Origin of the sequence: Paenibacillus sp. 79R4 (genome assembly GCF_013393165.1) — a bacterium.
In the GTDB taxonomy this organism is placed as follows: Bacteria; Bacillota; Bacilli; order Paenibacillales; family Paenibacillaceae; genus Fontibacillus.
This window is the reverse complement of record NZ_QJOT01000006.1, coordinates 255,412-266,594: the sequence shown is the minus strand read 5'-3', so window position 1 is coordinate 266,594 and position 11,183 is coordinate 255,412. Positions and strand designations below refer to the sequence as shown.

The 11,183-nt window shown below is 47.6% G+C and carries 11 protein-coding genes; 2 read left to right on the top strand and 9 right to left on the bottom strand.

Annotation, left to right across the window (positions count from 1 at the left end):
• The first annotated feature begins 9 nt into the window (after positions 1 to 9).
• Both DMN77_RS10850 and DMN77_RS10845 read left to right on the top strand, forming a co-directional pair.
• Positions 10 to 1,011 (top strand): helix-turn-helix domain-containing protein, encoded by a 1,002-nt coding sequence (locus DMN77_RS10850; protein ID WP_068781236.1) that lies wholly within the window; start codon positions 10 to 12, stop codon positions 1,009 to 1,011.
• A 63-nt stretch (positions 1,012 to 1,074) separates the two neighbouring features.
• The gene (locus tag DMN77_RS10845; protein WP_068781237.1) at positions 1,075 to 1,284 is read left to right on the top strand and encodes a CLC_0170 family protein; all 210 of its coding nucleotides are present in this window, start codon (positions 1,075 to 1,077) and stop codon (positions 1,282 to 1,284) included.
• Here DMN77_RS10845 and DMN77_RS10840 read toward each other — a convergent pair.
• From DMN77_RS10840 to DMN77_RS10800, 9 genes are all read right to left on the bottom strand, one after another.
• The gene (locus tag DMN77_RS10840; protein ID WP_068781238.1) at positions 1,277 to 2,413 is read right to left on the bottom strand and encodes a Ger(x)C family spore germination protein; all 1,137 of its coding nucleotides are present in this window, start codon (positions 2,411 to 2,413) and stop codon (positions 1,277 to 1,279) included. The two genes, DMN77_RS10845 and DMN77_RS10840, sit on opposite strands and share 8 nt — an antisense overlap.
• Complete coding sequence (locus tag DMN77_RS10835; protein WP_179014881.1) at positions 2,410 to 3,498, bottom strand: GerAB/ArcD/ProY family transporter; 1,089 nt, start codon at positions 3,496 to 3,498, stop codon at positions 2,410 to 2,412. The genes DMN77_RS10840 and DMN77_RS10835 overlap by 4 nt, the downstream gene beginning before the upstream one ends.
• Before the next feature lie 6 nt (positions 3,499 to 3,504).
• Entirely contained in the window at positions 3,505 to 4,911 is a 1,407-nt protein-coding gene (locus tag DMN77_RS10830) for a spore germination protein (RefSeq protein WP_179014879.1), read from the bottom strand.
• 247 nt (positions 4,912 to 5,158) lie between these two features.
• Entirely contained in the window at positions 5,159 to 6,211 is a 1,053-nt protein-coding gene (locus DMN77_RS10825) for a hypothetical protein (RefSeq protein WP_068781241.1), read from the bottom strand.
• A gap of 43 nt (positions 6,212 to 6,254) precedes the next feature.
• Complete coding sequence (locus DMN77_RS10820; RefSeq protein WP_068781242.1) at positions 6,255 to 7,058, bottom strand: ABC transporter permease; 804 nt, start codon at positions 7,056 to 7,058, stop codon at positions 6,255 to 6,257.
• A 12-nt stretch (positions 7,059 to 7,070) separates the two neighbouring features.
• Positions 7,071 to 7,880, bottom strand: a complete 810-nt coding sequence (locus DMN77_RS10815; RefSeq protein ID WP_179014878.1) for an ABC transporter permease — start codon at positions 7,878 to 7,880, stop codon at positions 7,071 to 7,073.
• Positions 7,877 to 8,872 (bottom strand): ABC transporter ATP-binding protein, encoded by a 996-nt coding sequence (locus tag DMN77_RS10810; protein WP_179014876.1) that lies wholly within the window; start codon positions 8,870 to 8,872, stop codon positions 7,877 to 7,879. The genes DMN77_RS10815 and DMN77_RS10810 overlap by 4 nt, the downstream gene beginning before the upstream one ends.
• Positions 8,873 to 8,928: 56 nt before the next feature.
• Positions 8,929 to 10,104 (bottom strand): radical SAM protein, encoded by a 1,176-nt coding sequence (locus tag DMN77_RS10805; RefSeq protein ID WP_068781245.1) that lies wholly within the window; start codon positions 10,102 to 10,104, stop codon positions 8,929 to 8,931.
• Positions 10,068 to 11,183 (bottom strand): hypothetical protein, encoded by a 1,116-nt coding sequence (locus tag DMN77_RS10800; RefSeq protein WP_256872343.1) that lies wholly within the window; start codon positions 11,181 to 11,183, stop codon positions 10,068 to 10,070. The genes DMN77_RS10805 and DMN77_RS10800 overlap by 37 nt, the downstream gene beginning before the upstream one ends.

Here is an 11,183-nt window from a genome sequence, read left to right as displayed (position 1 = left end):
GCTTCAACAATGTGTTCACACCCTCTTGAGTACTTACTATTGGAGAACGGTTTCATAAATTGCGAGCATGCCGAAAGTTTTAATCCGGCCGGCAATACATATCAGCTGGATTCCAAGCGGGGACAAGGCTATTACTGGATTTACAATTACAATCAACTATTTTCTATTCTCATTCATGACTTTTATTTCTATGAGGATTTCTGTATCGATTTGACCCTGCCTGAGCTGCTGACGGTCACTTATTACGAATCAATCTCAGGTACAGAGCTGGACTCCAAAGAGAATAAACTGCAGCAAGGGAGGATCAGGTGCTACTGGGGAACAGAGGGGAAATACCGCGCATTCATCAATAAGCATGTACCAGTTAGAACTATTGGCATTGAGTATACTCCCGAATTTTGCAATCAATTTCTAAAGCAAAAATACGGGAGTCAGTCCGATGGCTTATACTCTATCTTAACGGGAATGGAAGATACCTTTTCGTTTCCCGAGTTGATTGTTTTGCTTCGTCAAATTGCTGCTTATCGCGGTTCTTCCCTGGCTTCGGCATTATTTTATGAAGGGAAAATATACGAAGCTATAGCGCTTATTATTGAGAGGGAACTGTCCGGAGCAAGCAGACGGCAACCGTCGATAACGATCAAAGACCGGGAGCAAATTCAAAAGGTTTCATCCTATATAGAAAGCCATTATTCCCTTCCTTTATCCCTGGAACAGTTATCCAAAATTTCGTATATGAGCACGACCAAGTTAAAACAACTGTTTCGGCTAGTCCATCACTGCACGATAACGGAATATATCCAGAAAAGCCGCATTCGCCAAGCGGAGCAATTGCTCGCCCAAACTGAGCTGTCTATTCACGAAATCGCACGCTCCGTAGGCTATCAAAGTGCAGGAAGACTCTCTGAATTATTCAAAAGATACGCCTGTCTGACACCGACAGAATACCGCCAGCGTTTATCGGGCTATTCACTGTCTGATGCGAAGCACTGGACTGATGTGACACAATGATTATAGTTTTCTGTTCGGGGAATGCTAATTCAACAACTATCCCTTAAATGAGGTGTCCTGCAGATGAGCATTTTGACCTCCTTTATTGAATCGGATTCCTCCTCTTACCTGGCGACCCTGCTGGCAGGAATTGGCCTCTTTTTGCGCTTTCGTTATTCCGTCAGCTATGCGGACCGGAAGCTATCATACGATGCAGCTTTTGCAAAATACGGAGGTTACGTCTGCTTGCTGCTCTGCTGCGTCGTTATTATCGGCAAATGGATTGTTATTTGACATGACCGATCCGGCGTATCGAGGTCTCTACCTCAACATTTACATCTACGGTTCGAAAGAGGTTCTCCCAATCCTGTTCGTGCTGCTTCCAATAGGCATACTTGTGCCTGCGTAACTGCTCTCCAAACCCGAAAATGTCAAGCCCAATCTCTTTTTGAAGCTTTTGGATAACGGTATCTGCATCGTGACGAATATTTTGATTTAGCATTTGTTCGATTTTTCTTAAGTCTCCCGGGGTCGAATTCGGTAAGATGCTGTCCTCGCCGATATTTCCTTCCACAATAATCCGTATTGTGAAGTAGGGGTCCCCATTACGGATATGAGGCTTAATAATGGACCGCATATTTTTCACCTCAAACGTGGTAAAGACTTGATTCTCTTTATCATTAACTGTCAAGTAATTCCCTGCCCGTACGGTTCCAATCACCCATTGGTACGACCTCACTTCATTGCTGTTCAGCCAGCCTGCAAACTTATCTTTGTTCAAAATCGCCCCGCCTTGCATAATGACATGGTCTTCGCGAGGTTCTACCTTTGTCAACAAAGTATTGCGATTCGCCCTGAAATTGACTGAAAAAGTATCAACGGTTGAATTTTGAGGCATTTTTGAGGTTTTATTGACCGATTCCTGCGTGAGCATACTCAAATAAACCCCAGGTACGGGGATTAATTTATGATTAATGTCCAGAACATCCTTCGCTTGGCCTGGCGCCACCACTAGATTTGTCTTTCTGCGCAGCTCATGATCCCGCAGGAACAGATCCATCGGTGCTGCGATGCCTTCTTTAGCGAGTTCTTCACTGATCACGATTACCTGCAAATGCTCATAAAATGGAATCCTGGCCACCTCGGTGGCCATCGAGCGCATACAATCAAATATGGAGTAGCCTGTGACACTGACATTCCAGACCGGCTTGATGTCTGTCGGAGGGCTCTTCCCGGATAAAGCCTTTGGCTCTGCCACCTGAATCGTCAATTCATACAGTATCTTTCCTTCCTTTTTAGCAACTTTATCGATCGCGACGGCAAGGACGAAAATACGATTCTCAATTTCCAGCCGATCCCAGCACCCGGTCAATGAAAGAATAAGCAGCAGAATAGCGATCTTTTTTAGGCAGCGAAATGTCAAATCCGTCCCCTCCTTTTGTTCACCCCGTACCCCAACCACAAGACAGCGATAGTTACCAGATTAAGTGAAGCGCCAAACGCTCCAACCCCCTGGCTCCACTGTTCAACCTCCAGTACATTTTGGGGCAGCACCGCCAGCATATAGACGACCGGGATCAACAAAATAGAAATCACGCGATGTTCCTTAAGGCCAAGCAACTTGGCCAGAATCAGGCTGGAACAATAATGAAGCAGCAGCATGGTCGTCAGTGCAAATGGGACCCAGCTAATCATCATAATCGACTCTACCCGCTCTATAAAGCTTCCTGGAAACTGAATATTCTTGGCGATCGTCAGCGTCGGGTAATTCACATAACCTACTTCCTTGGCACCCAGTACACTTACACAGGCAATGACAATAAACACATAAAGGAAGATGACAATACTGAACGCAACAAGAATAACACGGGTAGATTTCTGCGGTGTCTTCATAAACGGCAGCAGAAATAGGATCGCTTCAAATCCCAAAAATGAAAACGATGTCGAGGGCAAACTGCTAATGATCGGTTGAATTCCGTCTCCAAGAATCGGCAGATTATTTCCCAGATCCGCCCCGCTAAATGTAAGCAGCAAGACAAGGATCAGCAAAAAGAGAATGATCGGCTGAATGAACTGATTGAAGCGAGCAATCGCGTTGATGCCATGCAGAACGATTAAGGTGCTGGTCAGAAAAGTACTGAGAATAACCACCTCAATCGGCGTATCATCCAGCAAATACAACTTGGTCACATCGGCTGAAATCCGGGTGACCGTGCTGGCAAATACGATAAAGTAGATTAAGAATAAAAGGCATAGCATGATACCCATAGGTTTGCCTATGAGTACCGGTCCATACTCAATCAGGCTTTTCTCAGGAAAACGTTCACCGATTTTCGCCATCAATAAGGCGGAGACTGCAGCCAGAATGCCGCTCAGGATAATTACGATCCACCCATCCACACCAGCCTGGTTAGCGACCTGCTGAGGTAGCGACAATATTCCGACACCTACCATCACCGAGAACAGCAAAAATCCCATTTGTATATTTGTGATTTTGTCTTTAATCATCAGGCACTACCACCCCTTTTTGCGTTGATCCAGCTTCAATCGCTGTTCTTTCAAAGGCTTGAGTACGGATGGTCGCTTTTTTAGCAAAGGAAGCGGAGCCCGGATGACGGAATCTTTCCAATCCGCCGCTTGGTAAGGAGCAAACGGGGACAAGTAGTTTACTCCAAAGGATTTTAACGAGACGAGATGGGCAATGATGATCATAACCCCCAGGATTAATCCCAACATCCCCAGGAAGCTCACGAAAACCATAAGCGGAAATCGCAGAAGTCGTATTGCTATCGCACCGTTATAGGCTGGAATCATAAAGGAACAAATTGCGGTCAGCGCCACAACAATAACCATAATAGGACTGACGATGCCCGCCTCCACAGCCGCCTGACCAATTACCAGCCCACCGACGATTCCAATCGTTTGCCCGATAAAACCGGGCAGACGCAGACCGGCCTCCCGCAACAGTTCCAATGTGGCTTCCATCAGAAGCGCTTCAACAAAGGCGGGAAAAGGAGCATCGGCCCGTGAAGCGGCAATCGATAACGTCAGTTGAGTTGGAATCATCCCCGGATGATAGGACAATAATGCAATATAAAGCGCAGGTAGAATTAAAGCGAGAATTGAACCGATAATGCGGATGAAGCGGATAGCCGATCCAACGAGCCAGCGTTCCGAATAATCATCCATAGCCTGAAACAGCATGGAGAAGGTAAGCGGCACCATCAGTACTATAGGAGTTCCATCCACGACAATGGCAATCCGCCCTTCTGCAATGGCCGATACCACTCTTACTGGCTGTTCTGTATATTGCACCTGAGGAAAGGGAGAATACCAGCTATCCTCAATCCATTGCTCAACCGTTCCGCTATCCAGCAGCTCATCGATCTGGATTGAATTCATGCGCTGCTCCACTTCCTTAAGAATATCGGGATTTACGATGCCATCGACATAGACCAAGGCAACCTTGGTCTTGCTGTGTGCGCCAATCCGGGATATTCTCACCTGCAGACGGGTGTCGGGATACCTTCTTCGGATGAGCGACAGATTGGTAGAAATGGATTCAACGAACCCGTCTCTGGGGCCGCGAAGGGTATGCTCACTCGTCGGTTCTACGATAGAACGGCTTTGGATGCCTTCCCCCGAGAAAACATAGGAGAATTCACTCTGATTCGTCAGCACAAGAACACTGCCGTTAAACAATGCCTGCAGCGCTTGATCCACTTCATCCAGGGTATACTTTGGAACGGTGTCAAACCTGCTCCCATGAAATAAGGAAGGTATGATCTGTTCCTGTACGTAAACATCATTTACTAGGCCTTCTATATAAACCAGTATCATTATTTCACTCTGAATCTCCATTTTGCGAAATACGATATCCGAGTTCTGTTCAAGTAAATCGCGCAATTTCGTTTCCCACATGATGCTCCCCCCATGAAATGAGATAACAGTTAGTATGCAGCATGAAATGGAATGATATGTATATAAAAAAGCAAACTCGTTGTTTCATCCGAGTTTGCTTTTGCTTCCAGTGATATTTAGCAAGTTAACATAATATATATTCTGTTAACTTTATAAACGTTAGCTAAAATGAAACTATTGTATCGGATAACATCGCCTTGCCGTTGGTTGAAGAGCAAAGTGATTTTGATTTTACTATCGCAGCAAATCACAGAGCTCTGCCCTCAAGCCGACTGATCAGTTTTTGCAGTAATACAGGCTCTTCCTCCCGCAGCTCATTAATCCGCAGCCGCAGCCGTTTATACACGTCCTTATCCGCGCGAATCTCATGGCGAATGTACTGATCCCTAAGCTTCAAGATCTTTTTGCTAATCTCCTTGTAGCCCTCCACAAGCTCCCGGTCATCAGGAATGATCCCCTCCTCCACCAGATATTCAATACGCTCGCTCATCATTCTTTTGTGCTCCCAGAGGACATGAAGATGCCTCACATCATTGCGTTCTACCAACCGGGCATCGTTGTTCTCCACAGCATCATAGTACATTTGCAAATAGTCATAGACCTTGATTCCGAAAGCTTCCTCCTCGTCAGGATTGTAATTGATCCGATTTAAATGAGTCTCTCCGTTAAGATAGTCGCGCAACTGGTCGATCGCAGCCATTTTGTCGAAAGGATAAGGCGAATGCGGTTCGTATTTATAGAAATACGTATGATGGTCCGCCGTCAGGTTGTTGTTCAGAAGCTGTCTCATCGACTGGATGGCCTCCACCAACTCCCGGAACGGGATCAGCAAATTGCGATATACTCCCGTCTTATCAAACATTGAGGCATGGAAGCTGCTCTCCTCCCAATCAAAGCCATATAGAAGCAGATGATGCGGGAACGGTTCCCTCTGATAAGCTGCCGCCGGAGATAGCTTGGATTCATCCAAAAACACGATGCAGTAATAACCGTTGCGGATCTGATCCGCGAAAAGTTTCGGCCATGACTCCAATGGCAAACTTTCCAGAATCGTATAATTGACGGAGCAAGTGAGAAGAAATGGATTATTGAAGTTCAATTCGTTGGGCTTGCCTCGAAAAAAATCGATATAGTACTGTCTGCCCTTTTCCAGAAATTTTTTGTTGCAGGACAGTTGGATAAAGTTGCTATAATACCAGGGAACGGTCTCTTCGTGGGCGCTAGTGATCGAAAGCGTATAGGCCCAGCGCAAAAATCCTTTGAGCGGCGGATCCAACACAGGAAGCTGAACGGCGTTCATCTGATTCTCCCCCTTCTAGCGAATGGTTAAGTAGCGGCTAAGTCTAACTGCTTGCACTGCTGTATACCCTCAAGGCCCGCTTCCAGAAGAGCCTTACGGCTGCAAAGAGCAGAAGCGAAGCGGCCAGCGACAGTCCTGCGTGAAGCCAAGTAAGCTGTCCCAGCAGGAACATCGGTCCAAAATTCGTAATAAGAAACAGAGGAATAACAAAGGTGCCGATCCGACGGACCCAGGCTGGGTAAATGGACATGGGGAAATTGTTGGCGTCCCAGACAGAATGAGCGATCTCTGACACGGAACCCGTCTGGATGAACCAGAAGGAAAGCAGCGCCGGGATGATCATCAAGCAATAGGTAATAACAATCGAGACCAGCAGCAGCAGTGCAAACCCTGCAAGCTGCGGGAACATAAGCGGGATATCCATCGCATGCCAGCCGATTCCGATCATGGCGAACCCGACCAGAATATCGGGAATTGGCAGCGCCAAATCGACATAACGCAAGGAAGCCATAAATTGCAGGGAAACCGGCTTTGTCAGCATTAAATCAAGCGATCCGTCCTTAATATACTCGGGAATTTTCATAAAGTTTGTAAAAAACAAACCTACATAGAGGCCGGTCACCACCGTATGCATGCCTATAAACAGGAGCAGCCCTTCAGGCGGTATCCCCTCTACGTGAAGATCCGTACGAAACACGACCAGCACATACAACAGCTTGGCGATCAAGTAGACGGATTCAACAATCAGGCTCATCATAAAGTTGCCGCGAAACTCCATCTGGGCGATAAGACAATTTTTGATGAACATGCCGTAGAGGCGCGTGTATTTTTTTATGGTTTTCAACATTTGGAATATCCGCTACCCCCCGACCGCCGAATATTTCTTCATGGAAACATGCCACGTCAGACGGGAGAGTCCAAAGAACAGCAAAATCCACCCGCATTGAACGAGCAGCCCCTGGTACATCGCCGCCGCTTCCATCTTGCCGCTAAGAACATTGACAGGGAAATAAATAGTATAAGGAAATGGCGTGTAACCCAGCAGCTTCACCACCGAGTCCCCGAATATCTCCAACGGAAACATGCCTCCGCTCAAAATATTGACAAGCAGACTTGTAATGACGAAAAAATAGGAGATTTCATGCAGATAAAAAGCGCTGGCGCAGAGGCAATAGGCGATAAGAAAGTTAAGCAGAAGCGCTCCCCAGAGTGTGAAGGCAAAAACCAGCAACCGTGTGACCTGGACTTCAAGCGCCCCCCTGGAAGAGGCTATCCAGATTAATCCGACCAGCAGCAACCCCGTAATCCCATAATAAATCACCTTTTGACCGAAAAAGGAAACCAACCGATACCCGAAGTAGCTGACCGGTTTAATTAAATACTTGTTCAGCCCGCCATTTTTGATATCATCGGCAATCTGCTGCTCGAACTGGGTAGAGATCAGCTTGGATACCAATCCCGCCAAAATGGTATACAAAATAATTTGACCGTATGAATAGGAAAACAGCGCCGACTGACCGGAATGGCGATAGACCGCGGTCCAGATAAAATATTGAACAAGGATCGGAAAAGCAGCCCCTATCAGACTGAGGAAGAAGTGAAATCGGTATTCCATCGAATGCTGAACGCCCATTGAAAATATAGTCAAGTATAATTTGCGTCTGTTCATCCGACGGATTCCTTCTGATAGAGCCTTGAAATGCTTTCCTCCAGCGGTACATCCTCAATCGTCCAGTCAACCGCTGGAAACGAATCGAACACGGCGCGCGATACTTCCTTTAACAAGTATTTGGGAAGCTCCAGAACAGCGTTGTAGCCGTCTTCCATAACTACTTTCCCGTATTTGGCCAACTGCAGCGTGGCAACAGGCTCGGAGAAGCGAAGCCTAATTATTTTTCGCTCGTCAAAGAGCTCGTTGATTTTGTGCAGATCCCCGTCATACAGCAAACTTCCCTCGTTAATAATAATCGTCCGTTTGCAAAGATCCTCCACATCTTTCATGTAATGACTCGTCAGCAGGATGGTGGCACCAAATTGCTCATTATAGTATTTCAGAAACTCCCTGACCTTCTTTTGCGAGGGAAAATCAAGGCCGATCGTCGGCTCGTCCAGATAAAGCAGTCGGGGCCGATGGATCAGCGCGGCGATTAATTCCATTTTCATCCGTTCGCCCAGGGAAAGCCGGCGCACTTGTACGTTCAGAAGCTCCCGGACATCAAGCATCTCTGATAGCTCGGCAAGGCTTCGGCGATAAAGCTCATCCGGCACATCATAAATACATTTGTTCAAATAAATGGATTCAACGGCGGGAAGATCCCACCAAAGCTGGTTTTTCTGGCCCATCACAATGGAGAAAAGCCGCTTGAATTCATTTTTGCGCTCCCATGGCACATAACCAAGGACATTAGCTTCCCCGCTAGTGGGATACAGAATGCCTGATAACATCTTGAGCGTCGTGGTTTTCCCTGCCCCATTGGGTCCGAGAAATCCAACATATTCGCCAGGTCCGATCGTGAAGGAAACGGATTTAACCGCTTCCTTCAGCAGAGACTTGCGAGCAAATAAATTTTTGAATGAATTTTTGAGTCCAGCTTCTTTTCGATAGTATACAAAAGACTTGTGCAGCTCCCTCACACGGATATAGTCCGGCTTATAGTCCATCTCCGCTCCTCCTGAATGATCGCTTGTTTTGCCTGGACGGGTTAAAGTTTAACCGCTTAAACTCCATTATTGTAGAGAAGAACGCACTTTGAACAAATCGGCATCAGACCGCAAGCCAAAGTCTCTCTTTGCTTCCGCAGGTCTTCGCCGTGGAATATATCCGCCACGCTCTCCTCGTACAAATTGCCGACACTGAATTCTGGAAAAAATTTACAAGGGTTCACTTTGCCATCGGGCATCACATCCATCCGATTCGAGATCGCGAAGCATTTTGTCCGGTTCATGGCTGGCTTCTCATTGCCGCGGATAAACCCTTCCACTTCTTCAGGCTCCAGCGCCGGCTGATAGCGGATGCGAACATTCCATACGCGGGAATTAACCCGCTTAAGTTCTTCAATAAGCGTGTCGAAATTGTTCGGTGAGATATGGAACGTAAACGAGTGCCAGCTGTTCTTATGATCGTTTGCAAAGCGTGCGGCGAGGTGCGGGAAATGGGCATCAAAGTAGCTGTCCATTTTCTCCGCTGTATCGGGAGGAATGTACCAAGGGAAACAGAAATATACGGAGTCTACCCCCATCTCTTCAAAGAATTCCATAAAGTCATAGAGCTGGCCGACCATTTGGTCATTTACGGTCAGAGCAACAGATACTTTGCCTTTGTACACGCCCTCCTTCTGTAAATCCAGCAACAGTTGTATCGCGTGGATCACTTTCCGGAACGTGCCTTTGCCCCGGATCGCGTCATTCTCTTTCTCGAAGCCTTCCAGGCTAACCAGCATGACCAGATTCTCCGACATCTTCAGAATAGAGTCGAGCTTCTGTTCAATGAGAATGGCGTTCGTGCAAATGGTCGTATACCGTTCTTCTTTGGCCAGCAGCTCCGCCAGTTCGTCGAACTTGGAGTAGAACAGCGGCTCCCCGCCCCATAGAAATACGCGCGACTTGCGTTCCCTTGTCTCCTCTAGCAGCTTCTCCACGACGGGAATCTCGATTTCATCGTTCTTCACTTCTCTTGTGAAGTCGTGATGAAAGCCGTCCGGATTCCATTCAAAACAGTGCTTGCAGCGCAAATTGCAGCCGTTATTAAGCTTGATCCCGATCTCGTAAGGCACGGGAGCCGCGTAAGTCGGGTCCTCCCGGCGCTTCCTTCCCGTTTCCGCCAGTGGAATCAAAGTTCTTTTCATATTGCTGAATGTCACTTGGTCAAACGCAACTGTTGTTTTCGGCTGCATAAGTATTCCTCCCCAAAATGGTTGATTATTGCTCGCTGCCCCAGCAAACATCTGTAGATGCCCTCTAAATGAAGCTTCGAAAAATCCTGCGCTTTCCATTTATCGAACCGGACACCCAATCCGCACGATTCCCAATAGGCGGAATTATGAAGCTCATGGTCCCCAAACGGCTCCAGCATGACAAACGGGATTCCGTATGACAGCGAGTCGTTGAGAGTCGCTCCGCCCGGCTTGCTGATAATTGCTGCGCAATTCCGCAGCAGGTCTGTATATGCAGAGTAAGCCCCGAGCGGGAAAGCGCTAAGAACACCGCGTCTGCGGACATACCGGATCATGGGCGGAAACGTATGCCGCCCCAGTGCATCCCGGCTCCACGGATCCCATGAAGGCTCCGCCCCATAGTAGCGTGTTATGCCATCGTCCTCTCCGACTTCGGAAGGATCATAGACGATCACATCAAGATGATAACCGAGCCTGCGAAGCTCTGTGATCGTACTGGCATAAGTCCCGATCCCCCAGCCGCCGCCATGGATCAGAAGGCGTCCGGCACGCTCCGCGTATGGCAGAGGCCCCACATTATCCGACGTGATATAGCTGCTGGGAGACAGCTTCGAAGAATCATAGAACCAGACATTGTCGTAACCAGGGTATAGCTGCTTGTGTACTTTAAACGATGGCGTGTCCCAGGCATCCAACCGGATTAGCTGAATATCCAGGGGCTTATCGACCGCTTGCTTATAGCGCTCCAATATCGGTATCCAAAAGCCGGTAAACACAGCAAATCGAAAGACACCGGCCTGTTTCCAGCTACGCAGCAGCCTTTGGACCGCTTCCTCGTCCAGAGAAGAATCCACCGGCTTGGCCAGCTTATGCCCCATACGAGCCACGGAAAAATCAGCATGAAACGCTTTTTTAGTTGCGTGAATCTTGAGCCGAACCTCTTCATGATACAAGTTTTCCAGAACAAGAATGTCTGCACCTGCCCCCCTGCTTTGCAGGTAAGTGTACAGATGCATAGCCGGAATGTATGCGCCGAGCGAATTTCCCGACGCCAGCAAGGTTATCGGGGTTGAATGCAT

Bases quoted from the DNA above. Each gene is read 5' to 3' on its own strand.
- DMN77_RS10850 (WP_068781236.1), top strand. From the start codon at position 10: ATGTGTTCACACCCTCTTGAGTACTTACTATTGGAGAACGGTTTCATA.
- DMN77_RS10845 (WP_068781237.1), top strand. From the start codon at position 1,075: ATGAGCATTTTGACCTCCTTTATTGAATCGGATTCCTCCTCTTACCTG.
- DMN77_RS10835 (WP_179014881.1), bottom strand. From the start codon at position 3,498: ATGATTAAAGACAAAATCACAAATATACAAATGGGATTTTTGCTGTTC.
- DMN77_RS10830 (WP_179014879.1), bottom strand. From the start codon at position 4,911: ATGTGGGAAACGAAATTGCGCGATTTACTTGAACAGAACTCGGATATC.
- DMN77_RS10825 (WP_068781241.1), bottom strand. From the start codon at position 6,211: ATGAACGCCGTTCAGCTTCCTGTGTTGGATCCGCCGCTCAAAGGATTT.
- DMN77_RS10820 (WP_068781242.1), bottom strand. From the start codon at position 7,058: ATGTTGAAAACCATAAAAAAATACACGCGCCTCTACGGCATGTTCATC.
- DMN77_RS10815 (WP_179014878.1), bottom strand. From the start codon at position 7,880: ATGAACAGACGCAAATTATACTTGACTATATTTTCAATGGGCGTTCAG.
- DMN77_RS10810 (WP_179014876.1), bottom strand. From the start codon at position 8,872: ATGGACTATAAGCCGGACTATATCCGTGTGAGGGAGCTGCACAAGTCT.
- DMN77_RS10805 (WP_068781245.1), bottom strand. From the start codon at position 10,104: ATGCAGCCGAAAACAACAGTTGCGTTTGACCAAGTGACATTCAGCAAT.
- DMN77_RS10800 (WP_256872343.1), bottom strand. From the start codon at position 11,183: ATGCATTCAACCCCGATAACCTTGCTGGCGTCGGGAAATTCGCTCGGC.